Genomic DNA, 22,073 nt, shown 5'->3' with positions numbered 1-22,073 from the left:
GCCCTCCAGATCAGCGGCGCCGGACTCGGGGGACCTCGAGGTCCGTGAAACGCGGCACGTCGCCTTCGGTGACCCGCCACCACGCCCTGCGGTACAGGTCCGCGACGGGTTCGGCCGGGACGAGGACGCCCAGCGGGGGCTGCGACGCCCCGGCCTCCAGGCCGTAGAGCGGGAGCTTCCACTCCTCCTGCGGCGGGTGCGGGGCCCTGACCGCGTTCCAGCCTCCCGGAAGGAACAGCGAGCGGCCCGCGCGCGAGCGGCGGGCCTCGACGACCAGGTCCGTGGCGGCCAACTCGACGCAGGCCGCCTTGAGCCGCGCCGGTTTCCAGCCCGTCCACCGCGCGGTGTGCTTGTCGGTCGGATCCGGCATTGCCAGCAGCATCAGGTACACGATCGCCGCATCCGAGCTCAGTCCGTACAACTCCGACGCCTCGACGACGAGGTCGGGCACGGAACGGGACGGGTCCTGCGGCCACCACGTGCCATCCGCGTTCCGCTCCCCCGCAACGGGATCGCCCGGGTCGGCGAGCAACGCCTCGAACCGCCGGTCCCGCACGAGGCGCAGCGCCGTCTCGACACCGGTCGGTGCGGAGCCTCCGCGCAGCACGGGCAGGTACGGGTCCTCCCCCGCCTCGTCCAGCAAGGCCATCTTGATGGCCGGGTACGGATGGTCGGTGGTGGGCAGGACGACCGCGCCGTACCTTTCGTACCCCTCCCCCGTCTCGGTGGGGGCACCCGCCGCCCTGCGGAAGGCGTGGCGGTCGACGTACCGGCTGAGGACCAGCATCAGCTCGGGGGCCGCGAGGCGTTCGCGGATGAGCGCGAGGGCCGCGGGAAGCCCCGCGCGCAGCGGGTCCCCGGCCGGAAGCCGGTGGGCGAGCCAGGCCGCCGCCGCGACCGACGAGACGAGCACGGACGAGGTGAAGCCCGCCGCCTTCCCGCCCGCGGGGACGATCCTGTGGTTCCGCACGGTCCACTGCACGTCCCGAGTCAGGTCGAGCGAGGACCGGGGGTCGAGCAGGGACCGCAGCGTGTCGGCGGACCGGCCGGTCCGCAGCGCCTTCCGCATCTCGGCCAGGAGCGCCTCGGGCACCGCCGCGCTCCTGCCGACCCGGGCGTTCCACACCTCGGCCGCGGCGGCCGCGTCGGGCCCGTCCGTCCACAGTCGGGACGGTTCGGCGGGCACCAGCGCGCCGACGACGGCCTGACGGACCTCGGCGGGCAGCTTGCGGAGCTCGTCCTTGGCCAGATCGGCCTCGGCGACCTTCACTCCGAGCGCCCTGCGCACCTCCGCGGGCAGGAAGCTCCGCTCCCAGGTGTCGACCCTCGGCAGTCCGGCGACCACCAGCTTGGCCGTGGTCGCGGTGACCCCGGTGAGCCGGGCGAACTCCTCGGCGGCCTCGGGGAACCACGGGGCGGGGCCGCGTGCGGCGGCCTCCTCCAGCAGCCCGGACGGCAGCGCGGTCTCCTCCAGGGTGAGGGGCCCGGACGAGAGCACCTCGTAGGGGGCGGGGACGTCGAACCGGCCCGACGGGTCATGGAACAGCACGGGAAAGTTCACATCGCCGTTGTCGTAGGAGTAGTCCAGGAAGGCCAGGAAGGCGCCCTCTTCCAGAGGCAGCAGCGCCCTCCAGGTGTCCCTGCGCGGGCTCCTGTGGGAAGCGGTGATCACCGCCTGGTCGAGGCGCAGCTCCATCCGGCGCCACCGGGCCCGCTGCTCCCCGCTTTCGGTCAGGCCCAGCTCGCCGAGGGCCTTCAGCAGCTCCCCCAGCGCCTCGCGTTGCTCGGGCACGGTGAACGCCGACACCGCGCGGTAGGCGATGGCCGCGTGGCCTGACCCCATGGCCTCCACCGGCAGGCCGGAGGAGGGCAGCTTGACGCCGTCCCAGTGGAACCCGGGCGGCTCCTGCCCGCCCCGGCCGTCGGCGGCCATGGCGCGGGCCATGATCCGCAGCCCGGTGAAGAAAGAGGGCTCCTTCGCCTTGAACGCCGCGGACCCGCTATGGCCCAGGCCCTGAAGCCCTTCCAGGAGCAGCTCGTCGGACGGGCCTTTGCCCTTCTCCGCGACGCGCCGGGCGAGGGTCTTCTCCAGCCTCGCCGCCGTCGCCTTCAGCGCCGACTGCTGCGCCGCGGCGTACCGGGCGACCCCTCCGATGCCTTTCAACAGCCTCTCGTCGGTCACCTCCGGGATCAGCCCTCGGACGGCTTCGAGGATGTCGCCGTCGCCCCGGGCCTCCTCGATCAGGGCCGCGGCGGTCTCCCCGCCGATCCGGCGCAGCGCCCGCGAGCCGCGCTCGTCACGGGGCCGCATGCAGTGCCAGTAGTTCAGCGGCGGCAGGCACGGGGTGGCCGGGGAGAACGCTCCGGGATCCCAGGCCGACTGCGTGCCGGCGGTGACGACGCCGTCCGGGTCGACCAGCTCGATCCGGTGGTACCCGTGCACCAGCGCGCGGGGCCTGTCGTCTCCGGGCAGGAACAGCGGAAAGGACGGGAAGTGGCCCTCCGGGGTGACGATGGAGTTCCCGGAGAGGTCCTCACCGCGCAGGGAGCCGTCGGGGAGCCGCACGACCCGCCAGCCGAGCACCCCGTCCACCGGGGTTCCGACGGGGGTGGCCTCCTCGGAGGGCACCGGCAGCAGCCGGCCGGAGGCGAAGGCGCTGCCGTCGGGCAGGCCGCGGGCGGCGTCGGCGAAGAAGGCCGGCGGGCGGCGCTGCCCGCACTTCCCGCTCGCCGGGTCGTACTCGTACCAGCCGGGGCCCTCTTCGCGCTCCCGGGTGAGCCACACCCAGTACGACGTCCCGTCGCCGATGACGTTCCGGGCCGCGGGCAGCCTGGTGTCTCCGCGGTGCAGCACTCCGCCTCCGGTGGTGCGTCCCCCTCCGGGCAGCGGCAGGCTGTGGTCCCACTGGCGGTACCAGCGGAGGTGTTCGGCCGCGGCGAACGAGCCGGAGACGGGTTCCTGCCGGTCGGGCGCGGTGTGCCAGTATCCGAGGGCCCGGCTGTTGCGGCCGTTCGTCCGCCAGCGGACGAACAGTTCGCCGTCCACATAGTGGAAGCCGGGCAGGCCGCGCATGTCCCCCCTGGGGATGCGCAGGTCGTGGGTGAGCACGGTGCCTTCGGCGTCGATCACTCTGGCCTGGGTGCGTCCGGCGACGACCAGGTACGGCCAGGAGTCGGCGACGACCACGTCGGCCGGGTACTTCTCCAGCTCGGAGACGGCCTTCTCCCAGGCGGGCCAGCCGAGCTCGTCGAAGATCCCGGCCCGCAGGGTCCGGGCGAGGAGGGGCGCCAGGTCCACGTCGGCGACCTCGCGGACCGCGTCCTCGGCCAGCGCCAGCACGTCACCGGGCAGCCGCTCCAACCGTCCCAGCGCGTCGGGCATGGCGGGCAGGCCCGACGTGGCGGTCTGCCGGGCGACCGCCTCCACCCAGTCGGAGAGCAGCGGACGCCCGCCGGGAGAGTCGATCAGCGCGCGGAAGACGTTCAGGTCGCGCTGGTGGACGCCCACCTGCCCGACAGCGCGGTGGAAGGCGTCGTGGAAGCGCGGGTCGGCCGCCAGCGCCAGCAGGTCGCGCCTGTCCTCCCCGACGGCCCAGGCGTCCAGGCGCAGTTCGTGAGCGGGTTTCGGGTCGGCGACCGGGACGCCGAGGGACAGCAGCAGATCCAGCAGGTCGACGTGCGGGACGGGTTCGAACCCCTTCTCGGCGAGTTCGGCCTTCAACCGGTCGGCCATGCGTTCGACCAGCGAGTGGAGAGGGGGCTCCGGGGAACCCCGCCAGGTCTGCTCCCAGAACCCCAGGACGCGTTTCAGCCAGCCGGCGCTGCCGTCTTCCGGCCGTGCCTCCTCGGGCTCGCTCTCGGGGTCGCAGAGCGCGGCGGTCGCGCCGGACTCCTCCAGCAGCTCCAACCACAGGGCGGGCAGGTTTTCGTCGGAGTCCGCGGGGGTGATGTCCAGCAGCAGCCCTTTGACGTCCGGTCGTTCCCGGGCCAGGGCGACGAGGGCCTTGTGGTGCGCCTTCCACCAGCCGGTTCCGGCGCGGGCCGTCGCGGGGAGGGCGAGTACCTCGGCGAGGTAGGCCTCCTCGACGGCCGCGGCCTCCTCGCCCGATTCCTTGGCGAGCCGCCGCAGGTCGGTGGCCATCTGCGCCGACGGCGGCACCCCACCTGCGGTGCGCCGCACGCACAGGCGGGTGAAGCGGCGCAGCGCCTCGGCGGCGGGCACGCGGGCGGAGAGCTCCCTGGCGTATCCCGAAAGCGTCTTGACCTGCAGGGCCCCGGCGAGCGCGAACTCCAGAAAGACGGCGTCGTGCCGTTCCTCGTCGATCTCCAGGCCGTGCTCGGCCTCGGCGTTGCGGGCGCGGGTGAACATCTGCGTGGCGCAGGCGAGGTTCTCGGCGGCGAGGTATTCGCGCGCCACACGCTCGTAGAAGGTCGGCAGCAGGTGCGGGACCGAGGACGCCAGCCGCCCGGCGAGCTCGTGGAAGGCGTCCAGCGCGGCCTTCGGCTTGGTCTTCGCGCGCTTGGCGATGCGCTCCATCTCCGGGACGACGGCCAGCGCGTGGTGGCCGTCCTCGGGATGGTGGACCAGCACCCACTCGGGGAAGCCCAGCACGGTCCGCTGCCCGACACCGACGATCCGGGGGTCGGCCGCGGGCTCCAGGCCGAGGAAACCGGCGGCCTGGTCCTCGCCCTGCCCGAGCTCGGCGGCCACCAGCCGCACCACCACGCGGCCGTCCAGAGCGGGGTGCCGGTACGTCCGGGCGGTCAGCGGGACGGCGTCCTCGCCCGCGTCCTCGGTGCCGGCCGGCAGTACGGCACCCGCCTCCAGCAGCTCCCTCGCGGCACTCACGCGCCTTCTCCCTCCTCGACGATCCGACCCGCGTACAGCGCCGCGGCCATGCGCGTGCCCTCCGACCAGGCGACGGGGCCGACATCGCGCAGGGAGATCTCGTATCCCTCACCCGCTGCCGGCCGACCCGCCCGGTTCCACCTCCAAGGACCTGCACCGGAGATCGTCTTGGTGCCTCCGGAGACGGCGAAGCAGGTGATCAAGAGCCTAACCAGCGCTACTGACAAATTGATCGAAACGGCGGGGGAGGACCTCGTCCTCCCCCTGGGTCAGCGGCCTCCTCGAGGTCGGCGGCGGATCTCCAAGTCCGCGAGACGCGGCACGTCGTTCTCCGCGATCCGGCGCCAGGCCCTGCGGTACAGGTCCGCGACAGGCTCGGTCGGGACGAGGACGCCGAGCGGAACCGGTTTCTTCTCGTCGCCGGACAGGACGTACAGCGGGAGCTTCCACTCCTCCACCGGCAGGATCGGCTTTCGAAGGTCCGCCCAGCCGCAGGGAAGGAACAGGGAACGCCCGGCGCGGGCACGACCGGCCTCGACCACCAGATCGGTGGCCGCCAGCTCGGCGCGGGCCGTTTTGAGACGGGCCGGCTTCCAACCCGTCCACCGGGCGGTGTTCTGGTCTGTGGGATCGGGCATCGCCAGCAGCATCAGGTACACGGCCGCCGCATCCGGGCCCAGCCCGTACCGATCCGACGCCTCGGCGACGAGATCGGGCACGGAACGGGACGGGTCCTGCGGCCACCACGTGCCGTCCGCGTCCCGCTCCCCCGCGACCGGGTCACCCGGGTCGGCGAGCAGAGCCGCGAAACGCTCGTCCCGGGCCGTGCGCATCGCCGGCCGGAAGGCGGTGAGCTCGGGGAGCCGGATACGCAGCGCGGCCAGGTAGGTGTCGTTCCCGGGCTCATCCAGCAGCGCCGGCCGGATGCCGGGGTAGGGGTAGCCGGTGGCCGTGGCCATCACGAGCGCGCCGTACTGCTCGTATCCGTCGCCGACCGCGGTGGGCGGGCCCGCCGTCCTACGGAACTCGGCGAGCTCGACATAGTCGTCGAACCCGAGCATCAGGTCGGGGTTGGCGAGCCGGGCGTGGACCGCTTCGAGGGACGCGGGGAGCCGTTCGCGCAGCGGATCCCCGGCCGGGAGCCGATGGGCGAGCCAGGCCGCCGTCGTGACGGCGGCCGGGAGCGTGTCCACGGTGAAACCGACGACGTTTTCGTCCTCGGGGGCGACGCGACGGTTCCGCGCGATCCACTTCACGTCCCTGCTCAGCCGGGGCTCGGAGGCCGGGTCGAGCACGGCGGACACGCGGCGGGCGGTCTCCCCGCCGGTCTGCAGCACCTGGTGCGCCTCGTTCATGAGTTCCTCGGGCACCGGAACGCGCCTGCCGACCTCGGTGTTCCACACCTCCGCCGCCGCGGCCGCATCGGGGCCGTCGGTCCACAACCGGGCCGGGTCCGCGGGCAGCAGCGCGCCGACCAGGGCCCGCCGGATCCGGGGGGTCAGCGCACTCAGTTCGTCCCGGGCGACGGCGGCGTCGACGGCCTTCAGCCCGAGCGCGGCCCGCGTCTCGGGCGGCAGGAAGTTCCGTTCCGGCTTGTCGACCCAGGGCAGACCCGCGACCACCAGCCTGGCCGTGGCCCCGGTCACCCCGGTGAGCCGGGCGAACTCCGCAGCTGCCTCGGACGACCACGGCACCGGGCCGCGTCCGGCGGCTTCGGCCAGGAATCCGTCCGGCGGGACGGTGTTCGCCGGCGGGACGAGCGGTTGCGACGAGACCACCGTGTAGGGGGCGGGGACGTCGAACCGGCCCGACGGGTCGTGGAACAGCGCGCGGAAATCGCCCGAGTGGCTGCCGACGCTGGTGAACCGGAAGTTCATGAACGCCCCGCCGTCCAAGGGGAGCAGATGGTTCCAGCTCCTCGGCCACCCCGTCTCGGCGACCGAGCGCATCACCGGTTCGTCGAGGTGCAGGTCGAACAGGCGCCAGCGGGACATCCCGTCGGGGGTCAGGTCCAGGTCGTCGAGCAGCCTCAGCAGCGCCCGCAGCGTCTCCCGGTGTTCGGGAGCGGTGAGCTCCGACACCGCCCGGTAGGCCATGGCGGCCCGGATCTCGGGCAGAGGCTCCGTCTCCAGCCCGAATTCGCGCAGGTCGGGCCCGTCTATGTGGAGGACGGGCCGCCCTTCGGGGGCCGTGACCGTGACGGCGCCCGCCGCGGCCCGCACCATGATCCGCAGCTCTGGGAGAAGCCTTGGTGTCTCATCCGCGAACGAGACGTACGACGCGTAGCCCAGTCCGTTGAGCGCCTCCTTGACCAGCCGGTCGGACGGGTCGGCGGGCGTTTCCTCCCGCACGGGTTCCGGGATGACGGCCTTCTCCATCTCCTCCGGCTGTTCCGCCGCCGCGTCCGGGGCCTCCCGTCGGGCGGGCGCGTACCGCTCCAGCCCGGCCGTCAGCGCGTTCAGTGCCTTCTGCTGTTCGGCCGCGTGCCGTGCCACTCCGGCCACCGCCGCCACCAGGGCTTCGTGGGCGACGTCCGGCAGCAGCGCGCGGACGGCTTCGGGCAGGTCGCCTCCGGCCCCGGCCGTCTCGAGAAGGGCGGACGCGGTCTCGTGGCCGATCCCGCGCAGGGCCGCCGAACCCCGGGGATCCCGGGGCCTCAGGCAGTGCCAGTACCGCACCGGGGGCATGATCACGCTGCCCTCCGCGAACGGTCCCGGTTCCCCGTCCGTCCGCACCAGGGACGTGACGACCCCGTCGGGGTCGACCAGTGCGAGTTCCCGGGGGTCGCACACCACCGCGCGAGGCCGTTCGTCCCCGGGCAGGAAAAGCGCGCTGAACGGGACCATGCCCTCTGGCGTCGTGACGGTGTTCCCCGCGAGATCCTCCCCGCGCAGGGAGCCGTCGGGCAGGCGCACGATCCGCCAGCCGAGCGACCCGTCCACCGGAGCGCCGACCGGAGTGTCCTCCTTTGACGGCAGGGGCAGCAGCCAGCCGGTGACGAAAGCACTCCCGTCGGGCAGACCACGGGCGGCGTCGGCGAAGAAGCCCGGTTTGTCCTTGTCGCCGCGTTCCCCGCTCACCGGGTCGTACTCGTACCAGTCCTCCGCGTCCTCGCCGTCCTTCCAGACGGTCCAGTACGAGGTCCCGTCGGTGGCCGCCCGCCGGATTCCGGGCAGTACGGCGTCTCCGCCGCGCAGCGTTCCGGCGCCGGTGGTGCGCCCGCCCCCTTCCAGCGGCAGGCTGACCGGCCACGGATCCTGGGGCTCGTACATGACCCTCCCCGAGAAGGCTCCTTCCAGGGGCAGGTGCCGGTCGGGGTCGGTGTGCCAGTAGCCGACGATCGGCCCGGTCTGCCACCAGGGTTTCCAGCAGAAGAGGAGTTCGCCGTCCACGTAGTGGAAGCCCCGCTTCTGGTCCCCGCCCAGGGAGACGCGCAGATCATGGGTGAGGACGGTGCCCTCGGCACCGATCACCCTGGCATGGGAGTGGTCGGCGACGATCAGGTGCGGCCAGGCGTCGGCGACGGTGAGGCCGTCGGAGCCGTGGCAGTCGGCCAGTTCGGCGACCGCCTCCTCCCAGGCGGGCCAGCCCAGCTCGTCGAAGAGCCCGGCCCGCAACGTCCGCGCGAGGAGGGCCGCGACGTCCGTGGCGGCGACCTCCCGTACCGCGCCCTCGGCCTGCGCCAGTACCTCGTCGGGCAGCCGGCCGAGCCGGGACAACACGTCGTGCAGGCCCGGCAGGCCCTCGACGGCCGACCGCCGGGCGATCCCTCCCACCCATTCGGCCAGCATCGTGCGCCCGCCGGGAACGGCCGCCAGCGCGCGCAGGACGTTCCGGCCGTCCGAACCGTCGTTCAACCGGTCGGCACGCCGCCGGAAACCTGGGAGGAAGCGCCGGTCCGCCGCCAGCGCCGTCAGGTCGCGCCGGTCTTCGTGCGCGGCCCAGTGCTCCAGGTCCGGTTCGTCCTGCGGCCCGGGATCGGCCACCGGTACGCCCAGGGCGAGCAGCAGGTCCAGCAGGTCGGGATGACTCGGCGGCTCGAGCCCCTGGCCTGGGGCGGTGAGTTCGGCCCGCAGCCGGTCCGCCATGCGTTCGATCAGCGGGTACAGGCCGGGCGGAGGGGCCGGGTGCCAGTTCCGATACCACAGGCCGAGGAAGCGGCGCAGCCAGCCGAGACCACCGTCCGCGGGCCGCGCCTCCTCGGGCGCGTTCCCGGGGTCGCAGAGCGCAGCGGTGGCGCCGCACTCCTCCAGGATGTCGAGCCACAGAGCCGGGAAATCCGCCTCCTCGGACGTCGGCAGCAAGTTCAGCAGCACCCCCCTGAGATCCGGGCGGCGCTCGGTCAGGACGGCCAGAGCCGAGCGGTGCGCCGTCCACCAGTCCCCGGCGGCTCGTTCGGCCCCCGGAAGGGCGAGGATCTCCGCGAGATAGGCGATCTCGACCTCTTCCGCGTTCTCGTCCGCCGCTTCGGCCAGGCGCCGCAGGTCGGCCGCCGCCTGCGCCGACGGAGCCGCCCCGCCCGCCGTACGCCGGACGCACAGCCGGGTGAAGCGGCGCAGCGCCTCATCGGCCGGCACGCGGGCGGACAGCCCCTTGGCGTATCCGGGGAGGGATTTCACCGGCAGCACTCCGGCGAGCTCGAACTCCAGGAGCACCGCGTCGAGCCGCTCCTCGTCGATCGGCAGAGCGTGTTCGGTTTCGGCCTTGCGGGCGTAGCCGAACATCCGCGCGGCGTAGGCGCGGTGTCCGACGGCGATGAACTCCCGCCCCGCCTGCTCGTAGAAGGTCGGCAGGAAGTGCGGCACCGAGGATGACAAGCGCCCGGCCAGTGCCTGGAAGGCGTCCAGTGCGGCCTTCGGTTTGACCTTCGCGCGCTGGACGATGCGCTCCAGCTCGGGAACGACGTCCAGGGCGTGGTGGCCGTCCTCGGGGTGGTGCGCCAGCACCCACTCGGGGAAGCCCAGCGAGGCGCGCCGCCCGACACCGACGACCTCCGGCTCGGCCGCGGGCTCCAGGCCGAGGAAGACGGCGGCCAGGTCCTCGGCGTCGCCCAGCTCGGCGGGCGAGAGGCGCACCACCGCGCGGCCGTCCAGGGCGGGGTGCCGGTACGTACGGGCGGTCAGCGGCACCGCCTCCTCACCCGCGCCCTCGGTACCCGGCGAGAGCACGGCTCCCGCCGCCAGCAGCTCACGTACGTCGTCCATGAGTTCTCCCGTCTTTTTCCAGCCCATGTCCAGGGCCTTCGGTCACCGTCTCGCCGAAAGCGCAGAGGACAGGCGCCGTACCACCGGAACGCCTCGCGTTCCTGATCTGGAATCGCAGAGCACGGCCGAGGCGAGCGGGAGCCCGCCTCGGCCGTCTCGGTGGATCAGCGCCGGCGACGGACCTCCAAGGATGCGAAGCGGGGCATGTCGTCTTCGACGATCCGCCGCCACGCCCTGCGGTACAGATCCGCGACGGGCTCGAAGGGGACGACGACGCCAAGCGGGGGACGCGTCGTCGCAGCCGCCAGGCCGTAGAGCGGGAGCTTCCACTCCTCCATCGGCAGGTGGGGCGTCTTCAGCTCGCTCCAGCCGCCCGGGAGGAACAGGGAGCGGCCCGCCCGGGAGCGGTGGGCCTCGACGACCAGGTCCGTCGCGGCCAGTTCGGCGCGGGCCGCCTTGATCCTGGCCGGCTTCCAGCCCGTCCACCTCGCGGTGTTCTTGTCGGTGGGATCCGGCATGGCCAGCAGCATCAGGTAGACGGTGGCGGCGTCCGCGCCGAGCCCGTACCGCTCCCCGGCCTCGGCGACGAGATCCGGCACCGACCGGGACGGGTCCTGCGGCCACCACGTGCCGTCGGCGGCCCGCTCCCCCGCCGCCGGGTCGCCCGGGTCCGCCAAGAGCGCCGCGAAAGTGGCGTTCAGGGCGGTCTGCCAGGGGAGTTCCAGGGACGCGAGTTCGGGGAGGTCGCCGCGCAGCACGGCCAGGTAGGGGTCGGAGCCGTCCTCGTCCAGCAGGGCCGTCCGGACCGCCGGGTAGGGCAGGTCGTCGTGGGTGGCCATGACGACCGCGCCGTACCGCTCGAAACCCTGCCCGACCTCGGTCGGAGCGCCGGCCAGCTTGCGGAAACCGGGAAGGTTGACGTACCGGTCGGCGACGAGCATCAGGTCGGGGTTGGCGAGCCTGGCCCGGACCGCGGCGAGGGCCGCGGGAAGGCGGTCGCGCAGCGGATCCCCGGCGGGGAGGCGGTGGGCGAGCCAGGCGGTCATCGCGACGGAGGCGCGGAGGGTCACCGCGGTGAAGCCTCGGGCCTTGTCGTCCTCGGGGACGGCCTTGTCCCCGCGCACGACCCACCTGGAGTCCAGGCTCAGCTGCGGTTCGGAAGCCGGATCGAGCAGGGCGGGCAGCGCTTCGGCGGCGTCCCAGCCCGTGCGCACCGCCTTGGCGGCCTCGGCCAGCAGGACATCGGGCACGGCCACCCGCCTGCCGAACTCGGCGTTCCACACCTCGGCCGCCGCCGCGGCGTCGGGACCGTCGGTCCACAGGCGGGCCGGTTCGGCGGGCAGCAGCGCGCCGAGCAGCTCGCACCGGAACCGGATGTCCAGCCCGTGGAGCCGGTCCTTGGCGAAGGCGGCATCGGCGACCTTGACGTCGAGCATCGCCCGCACTCCGGGCTCCAGGAAGTTGCGCTGCCACTTGTTGATCGACGGCATGCCCGCGACCACCAGCCTGGCCAGGGTCGAGGTGACGCCGGTGAGCCGCGCGAACTCCTCGGCCGCCTCGGGGAACCACGGCGCCGGGCCGCGTTCGGCCGCCTCGGTCAGGAACACGTCCTGCGGAACCGCGGACTCCGCGATGGCGACCGGGCCGGAGGAGAGCACCGTGTAGGGCTCGGGGACTTCGAACAGGCCCGCCGGGTCGTGGAACAGCGTGGTGAACGTCCCGCCGTCGTCCGATCGGGAGTACTCCAGGACCGCTAGGAAGGCGCCGCCTCCCAGCGGAAGCAGCCCGATCCAGCGGCCGTCCCGCCATGAGCCGTCGGGTGTGCTGAGCAGCCCCTTGTCCAGTTTCAGCACGAACGAGCGCCAGCGGGCGGGCCGCCGCCCGTTCGCGGCCAGGCCCAGCTCGGCGAAGGCCGTCAGCAGCTCCCGCAGCGTCTCCCGCTGCCCGGGGTCGTTGAAAGGCGTCACCGCCCGGTAGAGAGCGGCCGCGTGGAGGTCGAGCAGAGCGCAGAGGTCCAGGGAGGACTGGGGGAGCTCGATCCCGTCCAGGTGGAGGCGGGGCAGCTCCCTCTGATCGGCGGCGGTGTCGTCCGCCATGGCCCGCGCCATGACCTGGAGCATGGCGAAAAGGCTGGAGAACCCTGCCCGGGAGTGCCGCCGGTAGCACAGGCTCTCCAACGCCGCCTTGATCAGGCCGTCGGAGGGGCCGGTCGGCTCCTGCGCGGAGACGACGTCAAGGGTGAGCGCCGCTTCGAGGCGTTCCGCCGCCCTGTCCAGCAGCTTCTGCTGTTCGGCGGCGTACTTCGCGACTCCCGCCACTCCGGCGATCAGCGCTTCGTTCGTGACCTCCGGCAGCAGGGCGCGGATCGCCTCGGCCGGGTCGTCGTCGCCCGCGGCCACGACCGCCTTGATCAGCGACGAGGCGGTCTCGTGGTCGATACGGCGCAGCGCCTCCGAACCGCGGGGGTCACGGGGCCTCAGCCAGTGCCAGTACCGGACGGGAGGCAGAAGCGCGGTACCCTCCGCGAAATCCCCCGGAACGGCGTCCGTCTTGGCGAAGGCGGTGACGACTCCGTCCTCGTCGGCCAGCTCGAGCCGGTAGGAGCCGGTGATCACCGCCCGGGGCCGGTCGTCTCCGGGCACGAACAGGCCACTGAACGGGACGAGGCCCCGCGGCGTCGTGATGCCGTTCCCCGCGAGGTCTTCTGAGCGCAGGGTGCCGTCGGGCAGTCGCACGACCCGCCAGCCGAGCAGACCGTCCACGGGGGTGCCCGAGGGGGTGACCCCCTCCGCGGGAGCGGGCAGCAGCCAGCCGGAGGCGAAGGAGGAGTCCGGCGCCTTCCGGACGCCGTCGGTGAAGAAGCCCGGCATGCCCTCGCGGCCGTGCTCGCCGCTCACCGGGTCGTATTCGTGCCAGCCCGGACCGGTGCCGTCCTCCTTGGAGGTCCACACCCAATACGACGTCCCGTCGGTGGCGACCGAACGGTGCGGGGGCAGCACGGTGTCGCCGCGGTGCACCACTCCGGCGCCGGTCGTGTGGCCGCCACCGGGCGACGGAAGGGTGATCTCCTGGTGGTTCGTGTACCAGTACATGCTCTTCGCCGCGGGCAGGTGGCCCTCCATGGGCCGCGGCTGACCGGCTTCGGTGTGCCAGTAGCCGACGGTCCTCCCCTGCTGCGAGGAGTTCCAATAGACGAGCAGCTCCCCGTCCACGTAGCGGAAGCCGACCGAGCCGCCGTCGCCGGCGGGGATGCGCAGGTCGTGGGTGAGCACCGCGCCCTCGGGACCGAGCACCCGGGCTTGCGTGGGACCGGCGACGATGAGGTACGGCCAGGCGTCGGCGACGAGTATGTCGGTGACGCTCTTGCCCGCGACGAGCTCGGCGACGGCCTCCTCCCAGGCGGGCCAGTGCAGCTCGTCGAAGAGCCCTGCCCGCAGGGACCGGGTCAGGACCGGCGCCAGGCTCAGGGTGACCGCGGCGCGGACGGACTCCTCGTTCAGCGCCAGCACCTCGCCGGGCAGCCAGCCGAGCTTGTGCATCGCGTCGGGCAGGCCCGGCAGTCCCGCGGCCGTCGACCGGCGGGCGACCTCGCCGACCCACTCCACCAGCAGGGGCCGACCGCCCGGCGATTCGGCCAGGGCGTGCAGCGCGTGCCGGGCGTCCTCGTCGTTGGAGAAGGAGTCGGCGCCCCGGTGGAAGGCCTGGCGGAACCGGCCGTCGGCCTCCAGGGCGCGCAGGTCCCGCCGTTCCTCGTTCTTCGCCCACTCCTCCAGGTCCAGCCGGTGGGACTCGTCGGGGTCGGCCACCGGGACGTCCAGGGCGAGCAGCAAGTCCAGCAGGTCGAGGTGCCGGGGGATCACGAACCCTTCGCCGCTCGCGGTGAGCTCGGTCCGCAGCCGGTCCGCCATGCGCTCCACCAGCGGGAGGAGCGCGGGCGGACGGGCCCGGCGCCATCCCGAACCGCAGAAGTCCAGGAAGCGCTTCAGCCAGCCCGCGCCACCGTCCTCCGACCGTGCTTCCTCGGGCGCCCCGTCGGGCGCGCAGAGCTCCGCGACGGCCCCGGACTCCTCGAGGATCTCCAGCCACAGGGCCGGGAAGTCGCGGTCTTCGGAGGTCGGCATCGTGTTCAGCAGCCTTCCGCGCACCTCCGGCCGCTGCCCGGCCAGGTCCGTCAGGGCCGCACGGTGCGACTTCCACCAGCCCGCTGCGGCGCGTCTGGTCGCCGGGAGGGCGAGCAGTTCGGTGAGGTATGCGTGTTCGACGGCCTCCGCGCTCTCACCCGCGGCCCTGGCCAGGCGGCGCAACTCCACGGCCATCTGCGCCGACGGCGGCAGCCCGCTCGCGGTACGCCGCACGCACAGCCGCGTGAAACGGCGCAGCGCCTCCTCGGCGGAGACCCGGGCGGCCAGTTCCTTGGCATACCCGGAGAGGGCCTTCACCGGCAGGGCCCCGGCGAGGGCGAACTCCAGGAAGACGGCGTCATGCCGCTCGTCGTCGATCGGCAGCCCGTGTTCGGCCTCGGCCTTGCGGGCATGGGTGAACATCTGCGTCGCGTAGACGGCGTTCTCGATGGCGAGGAAGGCGCGGGCGGCACGCTCGTAGTAGGTCGGCAGCAGGTGCGGCACCGACGAGGCGAGCCGTCCGGCGAGGGCGTGGAAGGCGTCCAGCGCGGCCTTCGGCTTGTTCTTCGCGCGCTGTTCGATCTTCTTCATCTCGGGCATGACGGCCAGTGCGTGGTGTCCGTCATCGGGGTGGTGGACCAGTACCCATTCGGGGAAGCCCAGCGCGGTGCGCCGGCCGAAACCGACCTCCACGGGCTCGGTGATCCGCTCGAGCCCGAGGAAGTTGGAGGCCTGGTCCTCGCCCGGTCCGAGGTCGGCGGCCGTCAGCCGCACCACCACGCGGTCGTCCAGGGCCGGGTGCCGGTAGGTGCGGGCGGTCAGCAGGACCGCCCCTTCCACCGCGTCCCCGGTGCCGGGCGGGAGGACGGCGCCGGCCGCCAGCAGTTCGGAAGCGTCGCTCATTTGTCCTCGGTCCTCTCCACGATCCGGCCGGCGTACAGCGCCGCGCCCATCCGCATGCCCTCCGACCAGGCCACGGGTCCGACCTCCCGCAGCGTCAGGGCCCTGCCGTCCTTGTCGTTCCAGGTCAGGGAGCCGGTCTCGCCGCCGCCGTCCCAGTACGGTTCGCCGATCCACAGGGACGCCTCGAACCTCTGGCCGCCGTCGCGCACCCCGCAGGTGGCGTAGCCGCCGGACACGCGGTAGCCGTGGGACTCGGCGCGGGCCGTCAGCGCGAACCTCGAGGCGAACCTCGCGCCGGAGAACTCGTTCACCGCGGTGGCCTTCGGCGCCAGGTCCGCCTCGGCCGGTCTGCTCCAGGTGGCGCGGTAGATCTGCTCGACCTTCTGGGTCACCCCGAGTTCGGCGGCGAACTCGCGCAGGTCGTCCAGGTCGGGCAGGAGGACGGGGTGCGGCAGCGTCACGGTCTCGGCGGAGATCCGCACCGTCTCGCCGTCCAGGTTCACCACCCGCAACTCCCCGGACTCCGAGACGTCCCGCAGGAAGCCCGGCTCGTCCGGGTCGTCGCCGACTGCGCCGACGACGACAAGGTCGCGCAGCGCGACCTGCCAGGCCTCGTCGGGCCAGACCCGGCCCAGCAGCCCGGTGGGCACCGGCAGCGACGAGACCATCCACGTGTCGACCTGCGCGACGCACGCGGCGGCGTGCTGGTCCAGCCATTCGGCGAACCTCCGCAGCCGCTCCACCTCGGGGTGGTCCCGCAGCGCCTTCGGCAGCGTCTTCAGCTGCCTTCCCGCCGAGCGTCCCGACGCGGAGCGCGCCACCACCTTGCCGTCCACCAGGGAGATCTCGTATCCCTCACCCGCCGCTGACCAGCCCATCGGGCCGCACCTCCACAAATCCACGACCCCGGGAAGGCACGCCGGAGGACGACGTGATCCAGGGGATGACGAAGAACGCAGGAGGCCGACCCGCCCTCACTGCGACAGTGATCACGAACTTAGCGGGATGCTCCGACAAATCAGCTGAAAAACCGGAATCAACTGGAGTGATCAGCGGCGGCGGCCCCGGCGGACCTCCAGATCCACGAAACGCGGCACATCACCTTCGAGAACCCGGCGCCAGGCCCTGCGGTACAGGTCGGCGACGGGTTCGGCCGGCACGAGGACGCCGATCAGCGCCTTGTGTTCGGCACCGCCGAACAGGTCGTACAGCGGGAGCTTCCACTCCTCCTGCGGAGGATGCGGAGTGCCCGGCACGGCCCAGCCGCCCGGAAGGAACAGGGAGCGGCTCGCCCTGGCACGGCGTGCCTCGACGACGAGGTCCGTCTCCGCCAGTTCGGCTCGGGCCGCCTTGAGGCGAGCAGGCTTCCAGCCCGTCCACCCCGCGGTGTTGCGGTCGGTGGGATCCGGCATCGCCAGCAGCATCAGATACACGACCGCCGCGTCCGGGCTCAGGCCGTACCGGTCCGCGACTTCGCAGACGAGATCGGGCACGGAGCGGGTCGGGTCCTGCGGCCACCACGTGCCGTCGGCGTTCCGCTCCCCCGCGACCGGACCGCCCGGATCCGAGAGCAGCGCCGCGAACCGCTCGTCCCTGGTCAGGCGCAGCGCCGTCTCGAGGCCGGTGGGTGCGGCGGAGCCGCCTCGCAGCACGGACAGGAACGGGTCCTCGCCCGCCTCGTCGAGCAGCGAGGCCTTGACGGCGGGGAGCGTGCGGTGACCACCGGTCGGCACGATGACCGCCCCGAAGCGCTCGTACTCCGGCGTCACCTCGCTGGGAGGGCCCGCGAGCCTGCGGAAATCCGAGGGGTCGACGTACCAGGGGAGATGGAGCATCAGGTCGGGGTTGGCGAGCCGTTCGCGGACCGCTTCCAGAGCCGCGGGGAGGCGCTCTCGCATCGGATCCCCTGCGGGGAGCCGATGGGCGAGCCAGGCGGCCGTCGCGACGGACCCGACGAGGACGTCCGCGGTGAGACCTCGCTCTTTCTCATCCTCGGGAAGAATCCGGTTGCCGCTCACGACCCACTTCAGGTCCCGGCTCAGCCGAGGGTCGAACGCGGGGTCGAGCAGTGCGGGCAGCGCCTTCGCCGCGCCCCAACGGGTGTTCACCGACTTGGCCGCCTCTGCCTCCAGAGCCTCCGGCACCGCCATACGCCGGCCGAATTCGGCGATCCACACCTCGGCCGCCGCGGCCACGTCGGGGCCGTCCGTCCACAACCGGGACGGCTCGGCGGGCACGAGCGCGCCGACGAGAGCGTGTGCGAAGCCCCCGTCCAACGAGCGGAGCCGTTCCTTGGCGATGACGGCCTCGGCGACCTTCAAGCCGAGCGCGACCTTCGCCTCCGGTGGCAGGAGGTCCCGCTCCCTGCTGCCGATCTTCGGCAGGGCGGCGAGGATCAGCTTCGCCATGGTGACGGTGACGCCGGCGAGCCGGGCGAGCTCCTCCGCCGCCTCGGGGAACCACGGCGCCGGGCCGCGTTCGGCCGCCTCCGCCAGCAGCCCTGCCGGGGAGAAGGAGTCCTCCGGAGCGGTCAGCGGCTCGGACGAGACCACCTCGTAGCGGGAGGGCACCTCGAACCGGCCCGCCGGATCGTGGAGGAGCACGGAGAACTCGAGGTCCGCGGCGGCCTTGACGTGGTTCAGGAAGGCCAGGAAGGCTCCGCCTTCCAGCGGGAGCAGCGTCCGCCACGCGGGCCGACCCTGCAGCTCGTCGACGATCGTCGCAGGGAGGCGCAGCCGGAGTCGCCTCCACCGGGCCCGCACCTCCCCGTCCCCGGTCATGCCCAGTTCACCGAACGTCCTCAGCAGCGCGCTCAGCGTCTCCCTCCCCTCGGAGAGGGTGAGCGCCGACACCGCCCTGTAGGCGAGGGAGGCCCGGGCGGCGAGCAGGTCGTGCGGCGCGAAAGGGACATAGGGCAGCACGATCCCCGAGATGTGCAGGTCGGAGGGCTGCGCCGGGAACCACCCCTCCTTGGCGCGGCGCATGAGTTCGAGCAGGGTGGAGAACGTCTTCACTTTCTCGTCGAAGTACACGCCCTGGTAGTTACCGCTGAGCACGCGGCGGATCGCGGCGTCGGACGGCCCCGGGAAGACCTCCCGTTCGGGTTCGGGTTCCGGGGCGAGGGCGCCCTCCAGCTTCCGCACGATCCCGTTCAGGGCGCCCTGCCGCCGGGCCGCGAGCCGTGCCGTCTCGGCGACGCCCACGATCACGTCCTCGTGCGTGAGGTCGGGGACGATGGCGCGGACGGCCTCGGCCAGATCATCGGAGGTCCGGCAGGCCTGTGCGGCCTTGATCAGGGCGGCGGCCGCGTCCCGGTCGATACGGCGCAGCGCCCGCGAGCCGCGCGGGTCGCGGGGACGCAGGGCATGCCGGTACAGCACCGGAGGCATGATCGCCTCCCGCGAGGACTCCTTGCGCATACGGTCCGTCCTCGCGCGGGCGGTGACGACGCCGTCGGGGTCGATCAGCTCGACCTCGCCGAAGTCCGCGGAGAAGGTCACATGGAACGCGCGAAGCCGGTCATCACCAGGCATGAACAGGGCGAAGGACGGAAAGACGCCCGGTGGGGTGGTGATGGTGTTCCCGGCGAGGTCCTCGCCGCGGTGGGAGCCGTCGGGCAGGCGTACGACCCGCCAGCCCTCCAGGCCGTCCACCGGGACGCCCGCCGGGCTGGGGCCTTCGGTGGGAGCGGGCCTCAGGACGCCGTCGACGAGCGTGCTTCCCTCGGGGAGATCGCGGGTCGCGTCTGTGAAGAAGGCCGGGCCCCCGCGGCGTCCGATCTCTCTGTTCTTCGGGTCGTACTCGTACCAGTCCGTTTGCCCGTCGGCCCCGATGAGCCACGCCCAGTACGACGTCCCATCACTGAAGATCCGCCGGGATTCGGGCAGGACGGCGGCCCCCGGGCCCGGCAGCCCGGCGCCGGTGGCGTGTCCGCCTCCGGGCGGCGCCGCGGTGCGGCCCGTGTCGATCCGGAACCAGCGCAGAGGGGCGAGCCCGCTCATCTGATCCGCCATCGGGAGCACGCGGTCGGCGGAGCCGTGCCGATAACCGCGCCAGTCGTTCCGCCGCGACGACCGCCAGCAGACGAGCAGCTCGCCGTCCGCGTACCGGACGAGGGCCGGGGAGCCGGGGTCCTTGTCCCCGAGCGGGATGAGCAGGTCGTGGACGAGGACGGTGCCCTCGACGCCGATCACCCTGATCTGGGTGCTGTTCCCGACGATCAGGTAGGGCCAGGCGTCGGCGATGGTCGTCCCGTACCGGTGCTCGACGCCCAGTTCGGCCAGCGCCTCCTCCCAGGCGGGCCAGCCCAGCTCGGCGAAGATCCCCGCCCGCAGGGCCCGTGCGAGGATCGGGGCGAGGTCGGCGCCGGTGGCCGCTCGGACCTCGTCCTCGGCCAGCGCGAGCACGGGACCGGGGATCCGCTCCAGCCGCTCCAGCCCGCCGGGTTGTGCGAGCAGACCCGGGACGATCGCCTTGCGGGCGATCGTGGCCACCCAGTCGGCGAGCATCGAACGGCCTCCGGGCGAGTCGATCAGCCGCTGGAAGCAGCTCGGCGCGTACCCGCCGCGGGCCAGTACGTCGGCGTTGCGGTGGAAGGAGGCGCGGAAGCGGGGGTCGGCGGCGAGTGCCAGCAGGTCCCGGGGTTCCTCTCCCCGGATCCAGATTTCCAGGGACATCGAGTGACGGTCGTCCGGGTCGGCCACCGGCACGCCCCGGGCGAGCAGCAGGTCCAGCAAGTCGATCTGCCCGGGAGCGGGATAGCCCTCGCCGAGAGTCTCGAGCTCGGTCTTCAAGCGGTCCGCCAGGCGCTCGACCAGCGGATACAGGGCGGGTGTGGGAACGAGATGCCGCCGTATCGCCCAGAATTCCTGGAAACGCTTCAGCCAGCCCAGGGTCCCGTCCTCCGGACGGGCCTCCACGGGCACGCTCTCGGGGTCGCAGAGCCCGGTGGCCGCGCCGGACTTCTCGAGGATCTCCAGCCACAGGGCGGGCAGCGACGAGTCGTCGCGGGCCTGCGGAATCAGGTTCAGCAGCCGCCCGCGGATCTCCGGACGCGTCCTGGCCAGGGCGATCAGAGCCGTACGGTGCGTCTTCCACCAGTTCGCGGCGGCGCGGGCGGTCGCGGGGAAGATCAGCACCTCGGCGAGGTACTCCTGCTCGACGGCCTGCACGTTCTCACCTGCGGCCTTGGCGAGTCGGCGCAGGTCGGTGGTCGTCCGCACCGACGGCACCACTCCGCCCGCGGTGCGCCGCACACACATGCGGCTGAAGCGGCGCAGCGCCTCGGCTGCGGGCACGCGGGCGGACATCCCTCCGGCATAGGCGGAAAGCGTTTTGACCTGGAGGACTCCGGCGAGCGCGAACTCCAGGAAGACTGCGTCGTGCCGCTCCTCGTCGATCGGCAGGCCGTGTTCGGCCTCGGCGTCGCGGGCGCGGGTGAACATCTGCGCGGCGTAGGTGGTGCTCTCGGCCGCGAGGAACTCGCGGGCCACGCGCTCGTAGAAGGTCGGCAGCAGGTGCGGGACCGAGGACGCCAGGCGTCCGGCCAGCTCCACGAACGCCGCGGCTGCGGCTGCCGGCTTGCTCTTCGCGCGTTCGGCGATGCGCTCCAACTCGGGGACGACGGCGAGGGCGTGGTGTCCGTCGTCGGGATGGTGCGCCAGAACCCATTCGGGGAAGCCCATCGAGATACGCCGTCCGACGCCGATGACCTCCGGTTCCTCCGCGATCTCCAGGCCGAGGAAGTTCGCGGCCAGGTCTTCGGCCTCGCCGAGTTCGGCGGGCGCGAGGCGCACCACCACGCGGTCGTCGAGACCGGGATGCCGGTACGTCCGGGCGGTCAGCGGCACGGCATTCTCGCCCGCGCCCTCGGTGCCGGGCGGCAGTACGGCGCCGGCGGCCAGCAGCCTCTGCGCGTCGCTCACGCGGCCTCTCCTTCCCCGAGGGTCCGGCCCGCGTACAGTGCCGCGGCCATGCGCATTCCCTCCGACCAGGCGACGGGGCCGACCGTGCTGAGCCGCACCGCCCGCCCTTCGGCGTCCTGCCAGGTCAGCTCGCCGGTCTCGCTCTCGTCGTCCCAGTACGGATCTCCGATCCACAACGAGGCGTCGAGCATCCGGTCGCCGTCCCGTACGCGGCAGACGGCGTAGCAGCCGGAGACGCGGTAGCCGAGGGACTGGACGCGGGCGGTGATCCGGAAGCGGGAGGGATACCTGCCGCCGGAGAACTCGTGGACGGCGGTGGCCGTCGGCACCGCCTCGGCGGGCTTGCGCCAGGTGGCGCGGTAGACCTGTTCGACCTTCTGGGTCACTCCGAGTTCGGCGGCGAACTCGCGCAGCTCCTCCAGATCGGGCAGATGCACGGGGTGCGGGAACGTCACCGTCTCGGCGGACATCCGCACGGTCTCGCCGTCCAGGTTCACCACGCGCAGTTCGCCCGTTCTGGCGACGTCCCGCAGGAAGCCGGGCTCGTCGGGGTCGTCGCCGACTGCGCCGACGACAACAAGGTCGCGCAGCGCCACCCGCCAGGCCTCGTCGGCCCACACCCTGCCCAGCAACCTGACCGGTACCGGCAGAGAGGAGACCATCCACGCGTCGACCTGGGCGGCGCAGGCGGCGGCGTGCCGGTCCAGCCAGTCGGCGAACCGCTGCAGCCTCTCCACTTCCGGGTGGTCGCGCAGCGCCTTGGGCAGCGTCTTCAGCCGCCGCCCCGACGACCGGCCCGACATGGCTCGCGCCGCTACCTTCCCGTCCACGAGGGCGATCTCGTATCCCTCGCCCGCCGCCAGCCAACCCACAGGATCCACCTCCAGAAGTCCGCGGCCCGGAGAGTGCGCGACCGAGGGCGACGCGGTTCCGGGATGCCGAGGAGCGCAGGAGTCCGTCTTGTCCTCGCTGCAATGAATGCTCACGAACCTGGCGAGGTTCGCCGACAAACTACTGAAAGACAGTAGTGTCTTCCTAGGAGATCCGAAAATCGGCGGACCCGTGGGACCGC

The 22,073-nt window shown here is 72.9% G+C and carries 7 protein-coding genes; all 7 read right to left on the bottom strand.

The window, feature by feature from the left end:
* Positions 1–10 precede the first annotated feature (10 nt).
* Positions 11–4,849 carry a DNA-binding protein gene (locus ABGB12_RS33290; protein WP_347684220.1) on the bottom strand — a complete coding sequence of 1,613 codons (4,839 nt, stop codon included), beginning with the start codon at positions 4,847–4,849 and terminating at the stop codon, positions 11–13.
* Entirely contained in the window at positions 4,846–5,052 is a 207-nt protein-coding gene (locus tag ABGB12_RS33285) for a hypothetical protein (protein WP_347684218.1), read from the bottom strand. The genes ABGB12_RS33290 and ABGB12_RS33285 overlap by 4 nt, the downstream gene beginning before the upstream one ends.
* Positions 5,053–5,118: 66 nt before the next feature.
* Complete coding sequence (locus tag ABGB12_RS33280) at positions 5,119–10,053, bottom strand: DNA-binding protein (protein WP_347684216.1); 4,935 nt, start codon at positions 10,051–10,053, stop codon at positions 5,119–5,121.
* Between the two features lie 164 nt (positions 10,054–10,217).
* Positions 10,218–15,077, bottom strand: coding sequence for a DNA-binding protein (locus tag ABGB12_RS33275; protein WP_347684214.1), 4,860 nt, complete (start codon positions 15,075–15,077; stop codon positions 10,218–10,220).
* On the bottom strand, positions 15,074–15,955 hold the full coding sequence (locus ABGB12_RS33270) for a DUF4132 domain-containing protein (protein WP_347684212.1): 882 nt from the start codon (positions 15,953–15,955) through the stop codon (positions 15,074–15,076). Before ABGB12_RS33270 ends, ABGB12_RS33275 begins: the two co-directional genes overlap by 4 nt.
* Positions 15,956–16,126: 171 nt before the next feature.
* Entirely contained in the window at positions 16,127–21,001 is a 4,875-nt protein-coding gene (locus tag ABGB12_RS33265) for a DNA-binding protein (protein ID WP_347684211.1), read from the bottom strand.
* Positions 20,998–21,873: a DUF4132 domain-containing protein gene (locus ABGB12_RS33260; protein ID WP_347684209.1), complete on the bottom strand. Its 876-nt coding sequence runs from the start codon at positions 21,871–21,873 to the stop codon at positions 20,998–21,000. Before ABGB12_RS33260 ends, ABGB12_RS33265 begins: the two co-directional genes overlap by 4 nt.
* Positions 21,874–22,073: the final 200 nt, after the last annotated feature.

Origin of the sequence: Actinocorallia sp. B10E7 (genome assembly GCF_039871655.1) — a bacterium.
Taxonomy (GTDB): Bacteria; Actinomycetota; Actinomycetes; order Streptosporangiales; family Streptosporangiaceae; genus Actinocorallia.
Note: the sequence above shows the minus strand (reverse complement) of the source record. Positions and strands in the feature narration are given on the sequence as shown.

Coding starts and splice junctions, on each gene's coding strand:
- ABGB12_RS33280 (WP_347684216.1), bottom strand. CDS start 10,053: ATGGACGACGTACGTGAGCTGCTGGCGGCGGGAGCCGTGCTCTCGCCG.
- ABGB12_RS33275 (WP_347684214.1), bottom strand. CDS start 15,077: ATGAGCGACGCTTCCGAACTGCTGGCGGCCGGCGCCGTCCTCCCGCCC.
- ABGB12_RS33270 (WP_347684212.1), bottom strand. CDS start 15,955: ATGGGCTGGTCAGCGGCGGGTGAGGGATACGAGATCTCCCTGGTGGAC.